The organism is Desulfoferula mesophila, assembly GCF_037076455.1.
In the GTDB taxonomy this organism is placed as follows: domain Bacteria; phylum Desulfobacterota; class Desulfarculia; order Desulfarculales; family Desulfarculaceae; genus Desulfoferula; species Desulfoferula mesophila.
Window position 1 is genome coordinate 2,681,841 of sequence record NZ_AP028679.1, and the last position, 16,880, is coordinate 2,698,720.

At 65.8% G+C, this 16,880-nt stretch carries 18 protein-coding genes; 4 read left to right on the top strand and 14 right to left on the bottom strand.

All coding sequences use genetic code 11. The annotated features are described in order from the left end of the window. Positions 1-59: 59 nt before the first annotated feature. Together AACH32_RS12095 and rlmD are read right to left on the bottom strand one after the other, a co-directional pair. Positions 60-1,031, bottom strand: a complete 972-nt coding sequence (locus AACH32_RS12095; protein WP_338599726.1) for a zinc dependent phospholipase C family protein — start codon at positions 1,029-1,031, stop codon at positions 60-62. Further along, positions 1,012-2,316, bottom strand: coding sequence for a 23S rRNA (uracil(1939)-C(5))-methyltransferase RlmD (rlmD, locus tag AACH32_RS12100; protein WP_338599729.1), 1,305 nt, complete (start codon positions 2,314-2,316; stop codon positions 1,012-1,014). The genes AACH32_RS12095 and rlmD overlap by 20 nt, the downstream gene beginning before the upstream one ends. An 87-nt stretch (positions 2,317-2,403) precedes the next feature. On the opposite strand from rlmD, the gene AACH32_RS12105 reads away from it, so the two are divergent. After that, a complete protein-coding gene (locus tag AACH32_RS12105; RefSeq protein ID WP_338599732.1) occupies positions 2,404-2,844 on the top strand; it encodes a PaaI family thioesterase in 441 nt (146 codons plus the stop codon). 36 nt (positions 2,845-2,880) lie between these two features. Here AACH32_RS12105 and AACH32_RS12110 read toward each other — a convergent pair whose 3' ends face one another. Then, complete coding sequence (locus AACH32_RS12110; RefSeq protein ID WP_338599734.1) at positions 2,881-3,645, bottom strand: SIR2 family NAD-dependent protein deacylase; 765 nt, start codon at positions 3,643-3,645, stop codon at positions 2,881-2,883. A gap of 50 nt (positions 3,646-3,695) precedes the next feature. On the opposite strand from AACH32_RS12110, the gene AACH32_RS12115 reads away from it, so the two are divergent. Further along, positions 3,696-4,562, top strand: a complete 867-nt coding sequence (locus AACH32_RS12115; RefSeq protein ID WP_338599736.1) for a patatin-like phospholipase family protein — start codon at positions 3,696-3,698, stop codon at positions 4,560-4,562. Between the two features lie 3 nt (positions 4,563-4,565). Here AACH32_RS12115 and AACH32_RS12120 read toward each other — a convergent pair whose 3' ends face one another. From AACH32_RS12120 to thiC, 6 genes are all read right to left on the bottom strand, one after another. Then, on the bottom strand, positions 4,566-5,318 hold the full coding sequence (locus tag AACH32_RS12120; protein WP_338599739.1) for a DUF116 domain-containing protein: 753 nt from the start codon (positions 5,316-5,318) through the stop codon (positions 4,566-4,568). Positions 5,319-5,375: 57 nt separating this feature from the next. After that, positions 5,376-5,843: an acyl-CoA thioesterase gene (locus AACH32_RS12125; RefSeq protein WP_338599742.1), complete on the bottom strand. Its 468-nt coding sequence runs from the start codon at positions 5,841-5,843 to the stop codon at positions 5,376-5,378. Between the two features lie 24 nt (positions 5,844-5,867). Continuing rightward, complete coding sequence (locus AACH32_RS12130) at positions 5,868-6,212, bottom strand: hypothetical protein (RefSeq protein ID WP_338599744.1); 345 nt, start codon at positions 6,210-6,212, stop codon at positions 5,868-5,870. Positions 6,213-6,261: 49 nt separating this feature from the next. Beyond that, the gene (locus tag AACH32_RS12135; protein WP_338599746.1) at positions 6,262-7,197 is read right to left on the bottom strand and encodes a carbohydrate kinase family protein; all 936 of its coding nucleotides are present in this window, start codon (positions 7,195-7,197) and stop codon (positions 6,262-6,264) included. Between the two features lie 12 nt (positions 7,198-7,209). Further along, a complete protein-coding gene (locus AACH32_RS12140) occupies positions 7,210-7,569 on the bottom strand; it encodes a hypothetical protein (RefSeq protein ID WP_338599748.1) in 360 nt (119 codons plus the stop codon). A gap of 112 nt (positions 7,570-7,681) precedes the next feature. Beyond that, a complete protein-coding gene (thiC, locus tag AACH32_RS12145) occupies positions 7,682-8,989 on the bottom strand; it encodes a phosphomethylpyrimidine synthase ThiC (protein WP_338599750.1) in 1,308 nt (435 codons plus the stop codon). A gap of 257 nt (positions 8,990-9,246) precedes the next feature. On the opposite strand from thiC, the gene AACH32_RS12150 reads away from it, so the two are divergent. Further along, positions 9,247-10,464: a tyrosine-type recombinase/integrase gene (locus tag AACH32_RS12150; protein ID WP_338599753.1), complete on the top strand. Its 1,218-nt coding sequence runs from the start codon at positions 9,247-9,249 to the stop codon at positions 10,462-10,464. Positions 10,465-10,653: 189 nt separating this feature from the next. Continuing rightward, positions 10,654-11,061: a hypothetical protein gene (locus AACH32_RS12155; protein WP_338599755.1), complete on the top strand. Its 408-nt coding sequence runs from the start codon at positions 10,654-10,656 to the stop codon at positions 11,059-11,061. A 122-nt stretch (positions 11,062-11,183) separates the two neighbouring features. Here AACH32_RS12155 and AACH32_RS12160 read toward each other — a convergent pair whose 3' ends face one another. From AACH32_RS12160 to AACH32_RS12180, 5 genes are all read right to left on the bottom strand, one after another. Then, positions 11,184-12,707, bottom strand: a complete 1,524-nt coding sequence (locus AACH32_RS12160; protein WP_338599758.1) for an MFS transporter — start codon at positions 12,705-12,707, stop codon at positions 11,184-11,186. Positions 12,708-12,887: 180 nt separating this feature from the next. Then, positions 12,888-13,394, bottom strand: coding sequence for a GNAT family N-acetyltransferase (locus AACH32_RS12165; protein WP_338599761.1), 507 nt, complete (start codon positions 13,392-13,394; stop codon positions 12,888-12,890). Positions 13,395-13,406: 12 nt separating this feature from the next. Beyond that, on the bottom strand, positions 13,407-14,381 hold the full coding sequence (locus AACH32_RS12170; RefSeq protein ID WP_338599763.1) for a D-alanine--D-alanine ligase family protein: 975 nt from the start codon (positions 14,379-14,381) through the stop codon (positions 13,407-13,409). A 7-nt stretch (positions 14,382-14,388) separates the two neighbouring features. Next, positions 14,389-15,381 (bottom strand): D-alanine--D-alanine ligase family protein, encoded by a 993-nt coding sequence (locus AACH32_RS12175; protein ID WP_338599766.1) that lies wholly within the window; start codon positions 15,379-15,381, stop codon positions 14,389-14,391. A 77-nt stretch (positions 15,382-15,458) separates the two neighbouring features. Then, positions 15,459-16,736, bottom strand: a complete 1,278-nt coding sequence (locus tag AACH32_RS12180; protein WP_338599768.1) for a KamA family radical SAM protein — start codon at positions 16,734-16,736, stop codon at positions 15,459-15,461. Positions 16,737-16,880 lie beyond the last annotated feature (144 nt).

A 16,880-nucleotide genomic window follows, 5' to 3' on the forward strand; every position in this document is an offset into this window, starting at 1 on the left:
CCCGGCGGGGGGCCCTGATACCTCAAGTTATCACACGCTCCGGGGAGCCACAAGGCGGCCTAGCGGATGGCCGGCAGGGAGTCGAGCCACTTGCGCGCCTGCTTCGCCTGGTCGCAACCTTGCTCCTCGCAGCCGGGGTCCGCGTCCAGGGTGCCCTGAGGCCAGGCCCCTCCGGCCAGGACCTGGTTCAGTTCCTGGGCGCTCTGGGCCATGGCGGTGAGCAGGCCGCGCTGGTCCTGGGGCAAGGGCCAGCGGGCGGTGAGCACCCCGCGGGCGTCCAGGTCCTGGTCCCGCCAGGTGAGCCAGGCCACGTACAGGGGCCGCGCGCTGTGGCCCAACACCCAACCCAGGGCGTTGCCCGCCCAGCGCCCCGGACGCTCCAGGCGGCCGGAGAGCCAAAAAACATAGGGCAGCTGGCGCACCTGCTTTTGATGGGCCAGCATGGCCTGCTCCAAGACCGAGCGCGGCACCAAGCGACCGTACACCGTGGCCACGGCCCGCTGCCACAGGCCTAACCCCGCTCGCCAGTCCAGGGGCGCCTCCCATAGCCACGCGCCCTGGGGGCGGGCCAGCAGCCAGCAGTCCAGGCCCCACTCGAACTGTTTGTGGGCCAGCATGTGCTCGGAGTACGGGCCCTGGGTGAAAGCGTTGACCAGGTCGCGGTGGGCCCTGAGGTCCAAAAGGGCGTGGGAGAGCCAGCCCAGGGCAAAGGCCTGCTCGCCGGAATTGCGGGCCAGGGCCAGCATGGCCCGGGTCAATTGCCAGGGCCGCAGCAGGTGGACCGCATAGGCCAGGTTGCTCTCGCCGCCGGGATAGTAACCCGCGTCATGGGCGATGGCCCCGGCCAGGAACCCCGGCCACAGGCGCTTAGCCTGGCTGGGGTCGAGGCCCAGGCGGGTGGACAGGGAGGGCCACAGCGCCCGGCAGAAGGTGAAGTGGCTGAACGGCCCCACCGCCTCGGCCGGGGCGGCCGGGGCCAAAAAAGCCGCCAAGAGCAGCAGACCAACCAGGCTACGGCCGGTCCAGGACAAGAAGCGCCTCCGTGTGCCCGGTGTGGGGGAACATGTCCACCACGGCCAGGCTCTGCATGGCGTAGCCCGCCTCCAAGAGCACCGCCGCGTCGCGGGCCAGGGCCGCCGGGTGGCAGGAGATGTAGATGATTCGCTTGGGGGCCAGGGCGGCCAGGGCGGGCATGACTCCCTTGGCGCCGCTGCGTGGCGGGTCCAGCAGGGCCATGGCGAAGCCGCGTTTCTGGGCAACCAGTTTGGCGGTGGCGGTGGCCGCCTCGCCTGCCATCAGCTCCACCTTGGCGGCCAGGCCCTCGCGCCGGGCCAGGGCCTTGGCGCTGGCGTAGCTTTCCGGGTCGCCTTCCACGGCCAGCACCGCCCGGCCGTCGTGGGCCAACGGCAGGGTGAAGTTGCCCCCGCCCGCGTACAACTCCAGCGCCCCGCCCTCCGAGGCTCCGGCCGCCGCCCGGCGCACCAGGCCGATCAGCTCGCGGTTGGCCCCGAAGTTGGCCTGAACGAACTCGCCGGGATAGGCGCTCAGGGTGAGGCCCTCTTCGCGCCAGTAGTCCACCCCGTTTTCCGCAGTGCGCTCCCAGGGCTCCACCCGGCCCGCCTGCTCCAAACGGGTGGCCGCGGCCCCGGCCCCCCGGCAGAGACGGCGCAGCTCGCCCCGCCAGCGGTTGGACAGGGGCCGGCCCCGGTCCAGGCCCACGGTGACCAGGGAACGCTCCTCGCCGCCCAACACCTCCAGATAGGTGAGGTGGCTGGTGTCCATCTGGGCCAGGCCCTGGGCCAAGCCGGGCAACAGGCGGTTGACCTCCGGCGCGGCCACGGGGCAGGAGGTAACCGGCACCACCCGTTGGCTGGCCGCGGCCAAGAAGCCCAGGCCTTCGGGCCCCACGCTGAGGCGCACCCGGTGGCGCCATCCCCAGACCTGGGGCGAGGGCACGCTCTTTAGGGGCGGCAAGTCCCCCAGGCGGGCCAACGCCCGGCTAACCCACCCCGCCTTGGCCTGAACCTGGGCCTCGTACTCCAGGTGCTGCATCTGGCAGCCGCCGCACTCACCGAACAGGGGGCAGGCGGGCTCCACCCGCTGGGGCGAGGCCTCATCCACGACCAACAGTTCGGCCCGCCCGAAGTCGCGCTTGGCCTCCACCAGACGGGCCCGCACCTTTTCGCCGGGCAGGGCGCCGGGCACGAACACCACCCGGCCCGAGGCCTCGTGGGCCAGGCCGTCGCCGCCGGAGGCCAAGTCCTCCACTGTAAGCGTCATTTCTTGGCCGGGCTGGGCCGGGTCTTGCAAGGTCAACTCGCTCTCCTGGGTATGGGTTACAAGGGCTCTTACATGCTATCTTACCGCAGGAAATCTTCTCACCCAGCCCCAGGGAGGAAAAGCGTGAGCCAAGAGGCGGTGGACAAACTTTGGAAGCGATGCCAGGACGAGCCCTTCCCCAAACTGCTGGACATCGAGGTGTTGGAGATCGAGCCCGGCCGGGCCCGCACGGCCATGACCTTTCGTCCGGAGATGAAAAACATCTTCGGCAAGCTGCACGGGGGCGCCATCTTTTCCCTGCTGGACGAGGCCTTTCAACTGGCCTGCAACGCCCACGGCCAGATAGCGGTAGCCCTGTCCCTGAACATCTATTATTTGGCCACGCCGGACGAGGGGGCGCGGCTGCTGGCCGAGGCCAGGGAAGTAAACGCCACCCGCAAGACGGCCCTGTACGACGCCGAGGTGTGGCAGGAAGACGGCAAGAAAATCGCCACCGGCCAGGCCCAGGCCTACCGGGTGGGGCACCCCCTGCCCCTGGACGATGAGGGCCAACTCACAACATAAAGTAAATTATTAAGTAATCTTTATTAAACTGCGTAATTATTTATGATCTAATATGGCGTCGGCCAGGGCGGCCAAGGCCTCCCCGGCGGGCCGCCGGAACAGTAGCTTGGCCTTGGGGTCCAGGTGGGTCAGGGTCTGGTTGATGATCACCAGGTCGTGGTCCAGGCCCAGGGTGTAGCGCGGCAGCTCGGCCGCCGGGTTCACCGCCAGGCTGGAACCCACCACCACCAGGGGCTGGGCCTCGCAGCACAGGTGGCGGGCCAGCTCCAGGTCCCGTAAACGCAGATCCTGTCCAAAAGAGATGGTGGCCGGCTTGAGCCGCCCCCCGCAGGATGGGCAGGTGGGGTCCTTGTGACCCTTGCGAAAGCGCTTGAGCACGTCGGCGGTGGGTTCGCTGAAATGGCCGCAATCCAGGCAGGTGGTCTCGAACACGTTACCGTGTAGCTGCACCACCGCCCGGTCCGGCACCCCGCCCGCCTGATGCAGGCTGTCCACGTTCTGGGTTATCACCCCCGTGAGCAGGCCCGCGTCCCACAAGCGGCCCAGGGCCTTGTGCCCCGGATTAGGGTAGGCCTTGGTAAAGCCGGGGTACCATTCCAGGTAAAAGCGCCAGTAGGCTTCGCGGGCCTCGGGGCTCTCCAGGAACTCCTCGAACAATACCGGCTTGTGACGGCTCCAGATTCCCCCCGGGGAACGGTAATCGGGTATGCCGCTTTCGGTGGACATGCCCGCCCCCGTGAACACCACCAGCCTGCCGCCCTGGGTGACCAGGTCGGCAAGCTGCTTGATTTTTTCGTCCATGTGCCTCACCTAGGTTGACAGTCACATGACTCCAGCATAGAGATATGACCATGAACAAGCAAGAAAATGCGGCAAACCTGGCCTCGTTGCCCCGTCCGTTGGTGGCGGTGATGTCTTCGGGATTTTTCGGCTTTTTTGCCCATGCCGGCTTTTTGCAGGGCCTGGCCGATTTGGGCCTAACCCCGGACGCCTATGCCGGCTCTTCTTCCGGCGCGTTGGTGGCCGCCTTCGCCGCGGGCGGGGCCTCGCCCCGGCGCATGCTGGAGCTGTTCGTCCAGCTGGGCCGCCGCGACTTCTGGGACCCGCCCTCCCCGGCCGCCACCCTGCGCTGGCTCATCGGCGGCCTCAGGGGGCGCAGCGGCTATCTGGCGGGCGAGGCCTTCGAACGCCTGCTGCAGGAATACCTGCCGGTCACCCGCTTTGAGGACTGCCCCCATCCCTGCCTGATGAGCGCCCTGGATTTGACCAGCGCCCGCCGGGTGATTCTGACCCGGGGCTCCCTGCCCCACGCGGTGCGCGCCTCGGGGGCGGTGCCCGCCCTGTTCGCGGCGGTGCCGCATGAGGGCGGCCTCTTGGTGGATGGCGGGCTCGTGGACAAGGCCCCGCTCACGGCCAGCGCCGATCACCTGGGCGCGGCCACCCTGATGAGCCACATCCTGCCCAGTTCCAGCCTGGAGAGCGGCCCGGAGCAGACCCTGGCCCGCAGCCTGGCCCCCCTGCGCGTCCAGTCCCGCTCCGTGGACGCGGCCCGCTGGCAGGGATATTTGGACCAAAAGGATGAAGTGACCCGGCGGGGTCTGGCCCTGCGCGAGGTGGTGGCCCAAAACATCCCCCGCTGCGGCCCCAAGCGCATGCACCACGGCCCGGCCGCCTTTGCCGCGGCCCGGGCCAACGCCATCAAAATTTTAGGGGAATGATCCCTAGGTTTCCTCGACCACGGGAAGCGCCGCCTGATAGGCTTCCCCTTGGCCCAGGGTCATGCAAAAGCGCACCCGCTCCCAATTCACCGTGCCCTGGCGGCAGTTCTGCCGGTCCATGAGCACCCCTTGCAGGGGCGCGGGGGTTTTATCGCGGGGGCCGTCGTTGTCCACGGAGGTGTAGTTGCCCCCTCGCAGGGTGTACTTGGCCAAGAGGCGGTTGCGCAGGTGCCAGGGGCAGGTCACCCCCAGGGCCGCGCCCGGTGCGTGGGCCTTGATCTTTTTCTTGATGAACTGGTCGCTGGGCAACAGCCCCCGGCCGTGCATGATGCGCGAACTGGGCACTACGTACACCGCGGCGTAGCCCAGGGCCAAAGCCTCGTCCCGCACCCGGCCCACTTCGCAGCCCGGGCAGCCGCCGGTGCACAACAGCCCCATATCCTGATCCACGTCGGCGGGGCAATCCAGGGGCCTTAGGCAGAAGGGCAAAAACAGCACCCGCCGGGAAAAGGGCGTGGCCGCGAAGGCCTTGCGGAAATAGCGATTGCCCGCCCGCACCATGAGGCGCAGGTCCAGGCCGGGGCTGATGCGGTCCAGCAGGCCCTGGAGCATCCAGCTATAGCGCCGGAACAGGGCCAGGGTGAGGCGCGGGCACAGCAGGCGGCCCACCAGCAAGGGCCCCAGCACGGCCACCAACAACCCCGCCAAGCCCACACCGGCCCAGGCCAGCCACATCCATGCGCTGCTTTCCATCATTGGTGAAGTTTGCCAGGAGAAGCACCCGGAGGCAAGGGACGACCGGGTGAATTCGCCCTAATCGCCCGACTCGCCCTCTGCCCGCTCATAGGCCCGCATGGCCGCGAGGTATTCCTCGGGCAGATCGCAGGCCCTCCCGGTGGCCGGGTTGAAGCAGGAAACCTTGGTGATCCCCTCGGCAGCCAAAAGGTCTTCCTCGGGCAGCCACAGGACGTAGCGGAAGCTGAAGGAACGCCGTCCCCAGTCGGCGGTGCGCAGATACACCTGCACCAAGTGGTGGTGCTGCACCGGAAGCTGGTAGCGGCAAGTGTCACGCTGCACCAAAAGGCAGCGCTCCTCGCCGCCCGCGGTGGAAAGGCCCAGGTGGGACAGATAAGCCAGGCGGGCCTCCTCGAAGTAGGTGAAGAAGCGCGAGTTGCTCACCCGGCCCAGGGGGTCCAGGTCGGAGAAACGGGGCCGGAACTCCAGGTTGAACCGGAAGAGGCTCAGGGGATGGGGTCGGTTGTCGCTTGCTCTTGGGCTCATGCTTCCCTATCGGTGCTGCTAATATCAACTCTTGGGGCGACGGCGGGACAAGCTCACCACCTTGCCGCCGCCTTGGTCCTGGGGCCCGGCGTCCGGCTCGGGCTCCGGCTCCCCGCCGTGGGGCTGGCTGGGCTGGGGCGGGGCCAGGCGCTCCAGGCGCATGGCTTCGCCGCCCATGCTGAACTCGTCGCCGTCGATATATTCTTCCCGCAGAATCCAGGTGGCCTCCTGGGCCGGGGGATGCAGGACCAGCAGACGAATCTGCCACCAGCCGGGCTTGATGTCGGCCAGGATCTCCTCCACCCTGGCGTAGGCCACGGGCTCTTGCTTGCGGTGGATCAACACGATGTCGCCGATCTGGGTCTCCACGGGGCTCCTTTCCTGTCCATTCAGTATGCTGGCTGGGGGCCGCCCCCTGTCAAGCCGTCTCGCCGCCCAGGCGCTCCAAACGCCGGTCAAAATCCGCCCGGTCCACCGTGTACTCCTGGGTGCCGTAGCAGGCCACCGCATAGGAGGCCAACACCGCGCCCCACAAACAGGCCTGGGCCAGGTCCTTGCCCAGGGCCATGGCCTTGAGCAGGCCGGAGCGATAGGCGTCGCCCGCTCCGGTGGGGTCCTTCACCTGGCTCGCCGGACAGGCGGGGATGTCGGTGCGGTCCGGGCCCCGCCAAAGCACCGAGCCCTCCTCGCCCTTGGTGGTTATCACCGCCTCCACCTTGTCGATGATCTGGCTCAGCTTGAGCCCGGTCATGCGCTGGATAAGCTCCAGCTCGTAGTCGTTGCTGATGAGGACCTGGGCCCCGCTGAAGGCCTTGACCAGCTCCGGCCCTTGCCAGATGTTGAGCGACTGGCCGGGGTCGAAAATATAGGGTATGCGGTGACGCCGAAACTGGGCGGGCAGTTCGGTCATGTCCTCCAGGTTGCCGGGGGCCACGATGGCCAGGGAGGAAGCGGGGTTCATATCCTCGACCGCGCACTGGCAGGAGAAATTCATGGCTCCGGGGTTGAAGCCGGTGATTTGGTTGTCCGACTTGTCGGTGGTGATAAAGGCGCCGGCGGTGAACTCTTCCGGCACCTGGCGCACTTGGCTGGTGTCCACCCCCTGGCTATCCATCCATTCCAAATAGCGGTCGCCGTCGCGGCCCAGGCAGGCCAGCAAGGTGGGCCGCTCGCCCAGTTGGGCCAGGCCGTAGGCGATGTTGCCCGCGGTGCCGCCCAGCTTTTCCTGCAACCCGTTTACGTTGAAGCACACGTTGAGGACGTGGATCTTGTCGGGCAGGATGTGATCGGCAAAGCGCCCTTCAAAGTTCATGATGCGGTCGTAGGCCAAGGAACCCGACACATAGATGCGCACTTAGCTGTCTCCTCAGGTTCGGGAAAAAACGCCGGGCTTGTCCAGGGCGGCCAGCAGCCGCTCCACCCAGGCTCTGGCCTCGGCCAAGGCCTGCCCGGAGGAAGGTTCGGGGACGGCTTCCTCGCTAAGGTCCAGGCTGAAGCACTCGCTTCGGGCCAGGCGGCACACCGTCCAGCCGGGCAGGCCCGGCGGCACATGGGGGCGCTCGTTAATGCGGTACAGGCTGAAGCACTCGGCGTCGCAACGCGCGCTGTAGAAACGTCCGTAAACCCGCACCCGGACGACCTGGTCCAGCAGATCACGCCTGGCGAATTCCCTTAGCACCAGGTCGAAAAGCTCTTTGCCCGGCTCGCCAATACCCTGTACGGCCATAAGCCCTCCTTACGGTGATGGGCTGAAATGCCGCGTAGTTATGCAATAGTAGAACCCCCGGCCCCACCTGTCAAGGTGGGGCCGGGGGGCAAAGGAGCTCCCGGAAGGAAACTTAGCGCTTGGGGCTGGCGGCCAGCATATGGCCCAGGGCTTGGTTGGCCCCCCGGTTGGCGCAGAACTCACCGCACATGGTGCACACGTGGGTGTCGCTGGGCGAGCGCTCGCCCCGGATGCGCCGGGCGTCCTCGGGGAACAGGGCCAGCTCGAACTGGGCCTCCCAGTCCAGGTCGCGGCGGGCCTTGCTCATGGCCGTGTCGCGCCCCCGCCGCTCAGGGTATTTGGCCAGGTCCCCGATGTGGGCGGCCAGGCGGGCCACCTTGACCCCCTCCACCACGTCGGCCAGGTTAGGCAGAGCCAGATGCTCGGCCGGGGTGATGTAGCAGATCAGGTCCGCCCCGTAGCGGGCGGACTGGGCCGCGCCAATGGCCGCCACCACGTGGTCGTAGCCCGCCCCCAGGTCGGTGGGCAAGGGCCCCAGCATGTAATAGGGCGCCCCTCCGCTCATGCGCTTTTCCAGGATGATGTTGGCCTCCACCTCGTCCAGGGGCACGTGGCCCGGCCCCTCCACCATCATCTGGCAGCCTAACGAGCGGCCCACCTCGGCCAGCTCGCAGTTGATGATGAGTTCCTGCACCATGACCCGGTCGCTGGAATCGGCGATGGCCCCGGCCCTAAAACCGTTGCCCAGGCTGAGCACCGCGTCGTATTTCTTGAGGATGCCCGCCACCCGGTCGAACTGCTCGTAAAGGGGGTTTTCCCGGCGGTTGGCCTGCATCCAGGCCACCATGGAGGCCCCGCCCTTGCTCACCAGGCCGCCGTAGCGGTAACCTTGTCGCTCCAGGCGCTCCAGGGTGAACAGGTTGATGCCGCAGTGGATGGCCATGAAGGAGATGCCGTCGGCGCACTGGCGCTCGATCAGCTCGAACAGCTCCTCCGGGTCCAGCTTGTTGGGATCGCCGTGGCGCCGGGCCGCCTCGCTGAAGGCTTGGTACAGGGGCACGTTGCCCACCGGCAGCTCCACCGCGGCCAATACCTCGCGGCGCACCAGGTCCAAATCGCCGCCCACCGATAGCTCCATCAGGGTGTCGGCCCCCGCCTCCTGGGCGGCCAGGGCCTTGGCCACCTCCTGGCCCACGTCGGCCAGGTCGGTGCTGGTGCCGATGGAGGCGTTGATCTTGGTCCTGAGCCCGCGCCCGATGCCCACGGCGCGGCACTGGTGGTGGGGGTTCTGCGGCACCACCACCCGGCCCAGGGCGATCTGTTCACGCAGGGCCTCGGGGCTGAGTCCCTCGCCTTGGGCGATGGTTTGCATCACAGGGGTTACGCGGCCCGCCTGGGCCGCCTGCAGGGTGTTTTCCATGCTCGGTCCTCCGGAGATGGGGAGCAACTACCGTGCTCCACAAAAAAAGCCCCGACCCGCAAAAATACGGGATCGGGGATTTACCATCTCACATTACTACTACTCTGCGCTTCCCCCTAAAAACACTCCCTTACGATTTAGCCCCATAAATATGCTTGACAATCTACTTTTTCCTACGACACAATACTCACGGCATCGCGTTCTATTGCTTCCCCCATGCTTCCCCGAGGAATGTGAGACCAAGCGAGGGACTTTTTATGGCGAAGATAACCAAGAGGCTGGTGGACAGCCTGAGGCCCGATCCTGAGCGGGATGTTTGGGCCTGGGATGACGAGATCAAAGGCTTTGGGGTCAGGGTCAAGCCCAGCGGCCACAAGGGCTACCTGGTCCAATACCGCGCCCAAGGCCGCACCCGCCGCTTTACCTTGGGCGCCCACGGCAAGCTGACCCCTGAGCAGGCCCGTAGATTGGCCCAGAAGAAGTTGGGAGAGGTGGCCGAGGGTGGAGATCCCGCCGAGGAGCGAAGACGCGGCAGACAGGCGCTCACGGTGCGAGAGCTGGCAAAACGCTATATGGACGAGCATGCCATACCCAAAAAGAAGCCCGCCAGCACCTTCCGTGACGAGCGGCTGCTGGAACGCTTCATCTTGCCGGCCCTGGGCAACCGCAAGATTAAGACCATAAGCAGGACCGACGTGGCGCAGCTGCACCACAAGATTGGCCAGGAGACCCCCACCCAGGCCAACCGCACCCTGGCCGTGCTTTCCAAAATGCTGACCCTGGCCATCCGGTGGGGCTTGTATGAAGGGGAAAACCCTTGCCGCCACATCGAACGCTTTAAGGAGAGCAAGAGGGAACGCTATCTCAACCAGGATGAGCTGGCCCGCCTCGGAGCCGCCATCCACAAGGCCGAGGGGAGCAAGCAGATCAGCCCCACCGCTGCGGCCGCCCTGCGCCTCCTGACCCTTACCGGCATGCGGTTGGGCGAGGTGCTCAGCCTGCAATGGGCCTGGATTGACTCCCAGCGGGGCGTAATCTTCTTTCCGGATAGCAAGACCGGCCAGAAGGTCACGGCCCTGGGAGGGCCCGCCCTGGAGCTCCTGGACAACCTTCCGAGGACCGCCGGCAACCCCCACGTGTTCCCGGGGCAGAAATTTGGCCGGTCGCTCCAAAGCCTCAATGTCCCCTGGCGCCTGGTCCGGGATAAGGCTGGCCTGAAAGGCGTCAGGCTCCACGATCTCCGCCACACCCACGCCAGCGTGGGGGCCGCAGCCGGCCTGTCCCTGCCGGTGATTGGGGCCCTGTTGGGCCACACCCAGGCGGCCACCACCCAGCGTTACGCCCACCTAGCCCAGGATCCCGTAAAGCAGGCAGCCGATCAGGTGGCGAGCCTAATTGATAGCGCCATGCGGGCGCCGGCTAAGCGCAAAGTAGTCGATATTTATAAAGGCAAGAAGGGGCAGCACGAAGAGTAGCTTGCATTTCCTATAACAAAAAACAGACTATCTGGCTGAATTCAAGCAGTAGCCGATATGGATCACCGGCCCTTTTAGGGCGCAAATCACAGCAGCTTTTACAAGTCTATATTTTGAGAGGCAACCAGCGCGACGATTATGAATCCAGTACCATGCGCGCTGTCTGCTGTAACTCAGCCTTGGTGATTGGTGTTCACCGCCTCTATACACGGCCGTCCATCCTTCGCCTATCCCTATTTTTCAGTATTTGCCGAGGAGACCGGCGAGGGATCGGGCCAGGGGGGCAACCTGAACCTTTCCCTGCCCGAGTCCGTAGACGGCGAGGCCTATCGCGTTGCCCTGGGCACAGTGCTGCGTTGGGTCAAGCGTTTCGCGCCCACCTTCCTGGTGGTCTGCCTGGGCCTGGATACGGCCAAAGGCGATCTCACCAGCTCCTGGAGCCTGAGGGCGGCGGACTTTGAAGCCAATGGCCGCCTGCTGGGCGAGCTGGGCCTGCCCACCTTAGTGGTACAGGAGGGAGGCTATGACATCCGCTCCCTGGGGGTGAACGCGCGCAACTTCTTCAGCGGCCTGGCCCAGGGCATAGGGCTTTCCTAAGGTCGCGGTTTAATGACCATGATCGCCGTGGCCGCGGTCGTCCTGGCCCTCTCGGCCGGCTATTACCTGGTTAAGAAATCTCACGGCAAGCAAGGCGAGCCGCCCAATTAGCCTTTAGGGCGTCAAGTTTCCGCAGGGTCCGGCAGGGGGGCGGCTGATTTCCTGGCAGCGACGCGTTGACGGGTTCTGCCCACTAGGGCAAAAGGGAACTCGGTGAGGGTGCGCAGGCCTCCGGCGGTGGAGAAGTTCCTGAGCTGCTGCGAAACTTGCCCCATGGCCTCCTTGAGTTTTATCTTCCCTTTGTCGTCGCCCAACTCCCTTACCCTCTTCAGGCGATACAGCGAGTAGCCGCCAAGCAGAAAGGCGAACAGAAAGAAGAAATCCCAGTACTGAAACTTGAGCACGTGGAACGCCTGCTCACTGCCAGGGGCCTCCCAGGTGAAACTGAAGGATAGCTTCCGGTCCTTGAAGAAATCCGCGAAGCGCCCGCCCACCACTGGGGCTAGGCTGGCCGCCAGGGAGTTGGCCAGGGTGGTGGCCGCCAAAAACCCTGTGGCCCTGCCGCTGGGGGCCAATTTGATAGCTATGTTGCCGGTGCTCAGGTTGGTGCCTGCGGTGGATATGCCCATGGCAACGTGCAGCAGAACCAAAAGAGGCATGGTCAGGCCATGCTCTAGCTCGGCGGGAAAGGTCACGAAGGTCCAGCCCAGCAAGCAAAAGATGAAAATGGGGCCGCTGATAGCCAGGACCGATTTGTTGCTGTAACGGTCGGAAAGCCTGCCCCAGATCAAATAAAAGAATACGCTGATCAGCTGGCTCAAAGCTCCCAGGCCGATCACATAGGTCATGCTGTAGCCCAGGCGCTTAAGCATGTAGACTGTGAAAAAGGGGGCCGCCAGGTTCACCGCAAAGTTCCAAGAACCCAGAAAGTATATTAAATTTCTGAAATTGGAATCCTTGAACGGCTCCAAGAGCAAGGATATGAACCCGATTTTTCGCTTGGGCATGCGGACCTCGGGTATCTTGCTAATGAAGTAAATCGCCAGCACCCCCGCCGCGATGCCCAGCAGGAAAATGATTGAGTAACCATATTCCACATGATCGGGCAACTGGCCTTTCCACCAGTCCAAAAAAATCGCCGCCGCAAGGCTTAGCACCAGGGCGGTCATGGTGGATAAGGCATGGCGTTTGGAATAGAAGCCGCCTAGGTTGTCGCTAGGCACCATATCCCTCATCCACGAATTCCAGGCGCTGTTGCTGAGGGAACTGCCCAAGTTCTTCAGGAAAAGCATGATTATGATAATGTAGAGTGCGGTGGTGGGTGCCAGCAAAACCGGCGCCATCGCTAAGGCGAACAGGCAGACCCTGCCCACCGAAGCTCCAAATATCGTAATGGCCTTCCTGCGCCGAACTTTTTGCACCAGGTACACCCAAGGTATTTGGGCCAATTGGGCCAGGGGCGGAATGGCCGCCAGGATGCCAATCTGGAAATTGTCGGCCCCCAGCTTCAGGGCTAGGGCCACCAGGAAGGTCCCTCCGGTCAGGGTGAGCATGGCCTGTAGGGCCAAACCCTGCCAAGTGACCATGCGCAGGCCTTTGGCGAGTTGCTCGTCGCTTAGGTCGGGTGACGCGGCCTTTTCGGGCATCAGAATCTCTTGATGGACAAAATTATTGGATACATCCAAGTCCAAGCTTGCATTATAAAAACCATCCCTATTCGAGCCACTTCTTTCGCCAGAAGTAAATGAGCATACCCACTGACACTAGGCTCACGATCCCCAGGGTGACGAAGTCACCGAGCTTCCCCGGTATGCCTCGCGTCCCGGCTAGGGCCGGTTCATCCTTTTCAGGTAGATCACCTTGTCGTCGCCGGGGGCGTAGAAGTCGGTAAGCACCGCCTGGGGGGCGTAGCCCCGGGCCTGGTAGAAGTGCCGGGTGGGGCGGTACAGGGGACGCGAGGAGGTCTCCACGTACATGCGCTCCGCTCCGGCCGCCGCGGCCCGCTGCTCGGCCAGCTCCAGCAGGGCCCCGCCCAGGCCGGCGCCGCGCAAAAGTTGGTCCACCACGATCCAGAACAGGTCCCAGGAGGCGGTGGTGCAGGCGATGGGGCCGTAGCAGGCGTAACCGGCCAGCCCATCGCCTTGGGGTACGAAGATAAAGCGGTAGCCGCTGGCCGGGCCCTTGCTCAGGCGCTCGCTCACCAGCTCGGCGGCCACAGCCACCTCGTCGGGCCGGAAAAAACCGCTGGCCGCGACCAGACGCTTCACCAGGGCCTCGTCGCTAGGCAGGACTTCTTCCCGCCAGGAATCCAGGTTCATGGCCACGTTTGGCATGACTCTTAATCCTTAACCGCGATGGGCGTCGGCCAGGATGGCCGCCACCACCGCCTTTTGATCCAGCCCCCTCTGGGCCGCGGCGGCCACGAAGCCGGCGTCGCCGCTCAGGCAGGGGTTGGCGTTCACTTCCAGTATCCAGGGCCGTCCCAGGCGGTCCACCCGGAAATCCACCCGGGCCCATCCCCGCAGGCCGAACAGCTGCCAGCAGGCCCGGGCCAGACGCTGCTGCTCGCCCAACAGCCACCGGTCCTCGGCCGGGAAATCGAAGCGGCGCGGGGTGTGGGCGTACTCAAAGGAGCCCGCCTCCCACTTGGCCCGGAAGCCCACCACCCGTAACTGGGCCGGGGCGAAATCGCCGAACACGATCTCGGCCGGGGGCAGACAGCGGGGCCCGCCCCGCCCGGCCAACAGGGCCAGGTTGAACTCGCGGCCCTCGATGTAGGCCTCGGCGAACACCCGCCCGCCCAGCTGGGCCTGCTTGGCGGCCATGGCCGGGGCCAGGTCCCGGGTTCGGGGCACCAGGGAGGTCTCGTCGATGCCCAGGGAGCCGTGCTCCCAGATCGACTTGATGAACCAGGGCCCCTGTTGGGGTTCACTGCCCTGCCCGTCCGGGCCGCGCCAGGCCGGGGTGGGCAGGCCCGCGCGGCGCAGGGTCCGCTTGGCCAGGAGCTTGTGCGAGGTGAGAAGCATGGCCCGGCCACCGGCTCCGGTGAAGCTCAGGCCCCGCCGGGCCAGGAGATAGGGAGCGGCCGCGATGCGGCTCGCCCGGCCCAGGGGCTCCTCCACCAGGTTGAACACCGCCTCGGGCCGCCGGGCGGTCAGGCGCTGCAGAGTGGCGGACAGGGGGCTTTCCCAGGCCATCAGCTCGGCCTGGTGGCCCAGCTCGCCCAGGCAGCGGGCCGCCTGCCGGGCCTGCACCAGGTTGTCGGCTAGGTCCGGGCGCGCGCCTTCATTCACGGCGTCATGCAAGACCACGATGCGCACGGCGGCCTCAGGACGGGCGGGGCGCGGCCGGGCCCCGCTCCAAGGCCGAGGCCACGATGCGCTCGATGAGCTTGACGTAGGGCAGGCCCACCAGACCGCAGAGGATGGGCAGATCCGAGTGTTCGGGGTGCAGCCCGGCCAGGGGGTTGACCTCCAGAAAAGAGGGCTTGCCCGCCGCGTCGCAGCGGAGGTCCACCCGGCCGGCGTCGCGGCACTCCAGGCCCCGCCAGCAGGACAGGGCCAGCTCGCCGGCCTCGCCGGCGATGGAGCCCTTGACCCGGCGGTAGGACACCAGGCTCTCGCACTCTTCCTTGTTGCGCCAGGAGTAGGCGTCTGCGTCGGCCCCGGCCTTGAGGGTCACTTCCATCACCCCGATTACCCGCGCCTTGGCCCCAGTGCCCACGATGCCCACCGTGAACTCGCGGCCGGGCAAAAAGCTCTCAACCAAGACCGGCTGGTCGTAGCGCGCGATGAGTTCGGCGCAGGCGGCGGTCAGATCCTCGCGGCCGGTCACCTTGGAGGCGGCATCCACCCCCCGGCCGGTGCCTTCGGCCACCGGCTTGACAAACAGGGGCCATCCCAGGCCGATGGACCCGGCCTGCCCCGCCTCGGCCACCACCGCGAATTCCGGCGTGGCCAGGCCCAGGTCGCGCACCACCCGCTTGGCCATGCCCTTGTGCAGGGTGAGGCCCAGGGTCATGGGGTCGGAGAAGGTGTAGGGGACGCCGTAGTATTCCAGCAGGGCCGGCACCAGGGCCTCGCGGCCGTAGCGCCCCAGGCCCTCGGCGATGTTAAATACCATTTCCCAGCGCTCGCCCCGGCTCAGGGCCGCCACCAGGTTAGGCAGCGAGCCGATGCGCACCGGGTCGTGGCCCAGCGAGGCCAGGGCCTGCTCAATGCCCTCGATGGTGCGGGGGCCGTCGAACTCGGCCACCTGCTCCTCGCTGTAGCCCAGCTCCAGGTACTCCGAACGCAGATCGTATGTCAGGCCGATAAGCATGGCCTAAAGTCCTTTGCCGTGCCCTAGCAGGCCGCCGTGCCCTAGTAGGCCACCGTGCCCTAGCAGGCCACCGTGCCCTAGCAGGCCTCCGTGCCCGGGCTGCCACCGCAGTCGGGATAGGTGTAGGTCCCGCCCGCGTAGTTGGTCAGCACTAGGTCATTGCCGTTTTTGCCCACCACCGCCTCGGGGTACAGGGCCACCTTGCCGCCGCCGCCGGGCGCGTCGATCACGAAGGTGGGCACCGCATATCCGCTGGTGTGGCCCCTGAGGCCCCTGATGATCTCCAGGCCCTTGCTCACCGGGGTGCGGAAGTGGGCCGAGCCGGTGATGGGGTCGCACTGGTACAGGTAGTAGGGGCGCACCCGCATTTTCAACAGCCCCTGCATGAGTGAACGCATGGTCTCCACCGAGTCGTTGACCCCGGTCAGGAGCACCGTCTGGCTGCCCAGGGGGATGCCCGCGTCGGCTAAGCGGGCGCAAGCCCGGGCCGTCTCGGGGGTCAACTCCGCCGGATGGGTGAAGTGCAGGCTCATGAACAACGGGTGGTAGCGTTTTAGCCGCTTGACTAGGTCGCCGGTTATGCGCTGGGGCAGCACCGCCGGGGTCTTGGTGCCCAGGCGCAGCACCTCCACATGGGGAATGCGCCGCAGGCGGCTGAGCAACCACTCCAGCCGGTCGTCGGCCATGGTCAGTGGGTCGCCGCCGGAGATCAAGACGTCGCGCACCGAGGGCGTGGCCTCGATGTAGGCGATGGCCCGCTCCATGGCCTCGCGACTGTGCACCGGGCCGTAGGTCTGGTGGCCCACCATGCGCGAGCGGGTGCAATAGCGGCAGTAGGCCGCGCAGAAGCCGGTGGCCAAAAACAGCACCCTGTCGGGGTAGCGGTGCACCAGCCCGGGCGCGGCCATGTCGTGGTCCTCGACAAGGGGGTCGCCGCTCTCGCCGGGGCCCACCACGCCTTCGAACCAGGTGGGCACCATGGTCCGTCGCAGGGGATCGGCCGAGTCGTCCGGATCCATGAGGGACAGATAATAGGGAGTGATGCTCAAAGGCAGCTTGCCGGGGCAGGCGCTAAAGGCCCGCTTTTCGACCGGGACCAGCTTCAGGTAATGGGACAATTCCGTCAGGCTGGTGACCCGGTTGCGCACCTGCCAGCGCCAGTCGTTCCACAGGCTAATAGACAGCCTGGGGAAGTGGCGGCGGCGGAAGGCCGTCGTGGAGCGCCCCACAGGGGACGTAACCTGCTCCAGGGCATAGGATTTGGCCGCCGGAACCGCTTGAAGGCGCAGACCGGTTTCATGCCAGCCTCGGTGGGGAGGCTCCAGTGCATGGGCGCTGGTTTCGCTGTTTTTCATACGCAGCCCTCTACTTTATAATTATGGTGACACTGCGGCGGAGAAAGCTCCGCCATTTCTGCCCTGCTTGGTTCAACCATTGGCAATATTTAAGGTTTTATAGATGGCATTCACCCACCCATACCCTAGCTGGCAATCAAGAGA

What these genes read in the sequence shown, in the direction of transcription:
- AACH32_RS12165 (WP_338599761.1), bottom strand. Translation starts at nt 13,394, where the DNA reads ATGCCAAACGTGGCCATGAACCTGGATTCCTGGCGGGAAGAAGTCCTG.
- AACH32_RS12140 (WP_338599748.1), bottom strand. Translation starts at nt 7,569, where the DNA reads ATGGCCGTACAGGGTATTGGCGAGCCGGGCAAAGAGCTTTTCGACCTG.
- AACH32_RS12115 (WP_338599736.1), top strand. Translation starts at nt 3,696, where the DNA reads ATGAACAAGCAAGAAAATGCGGCAAACCTGGCCTCGTTGCCCCGTCCG.
- AACH32_RS12175 (WP_338599766.1), bottom strand. Translation starts at nt 15,381, where the DNA reads ATGCTTATCGGCCTGACATACGATCTGCGTTCGGAGTACCTGGAGCTG.
- AACH32_RS12110 (WP_338599734.1), bottom strand. Translation starts at nt 3,645, where the DNA reads ATGGACGAAAAAATCAAGCAGCTTGCCGACCTGGTCACCCAGGGCGGC.
- AACH32_RS12150 (WP_338599753.1), top strand. Translation starts at nt 9,247, where the DNA reads ATGGCGAAGATAACCAAGAGGCTGGTGGACAGCCTGAGGCCCGATCCT.
- AACH32_RS12180 (WP_338599768.1), bottom strand. Translation starts at nt 16,736, where the DNA reads ATGAAAAACAGCGAAACCAGCGCCCATGCACTGGAGCCTCCCCACCGA.
- AACH32_RS12160 (WP_338599758.1), bottom strand. Translation starts at nt 12,707, where the DNA reads ATGCCCGAAAAGGCCGCGTCACCCGACCTAAGCGACGAGCAACTCGCC.
- AACH32_RS12125 (WP_338599742.1), bottom strand. Translation starts at nt 5,843, where the DNA reads ATGAGCCCAAGAGCAAGCGACAACCGACCCCATCCCCTGAGCCTCTTC.
- AACH32_RS12120 (WP_338599739.1), bottom strand. Translation starts at nt 5,318, where the DNA reads ATGATGGAAAGCAGCGCATGGATGTGGCTGGCCTGGGCCGGTGTGGGC.
- thiC (WP_338599750.1), bottom strand. Translation starts at nt 8,989, where the DNA reads ATGGAAAACACCCTGCAGGCGGCCCAGGCGGGCCGCGTAACCCCTGTG.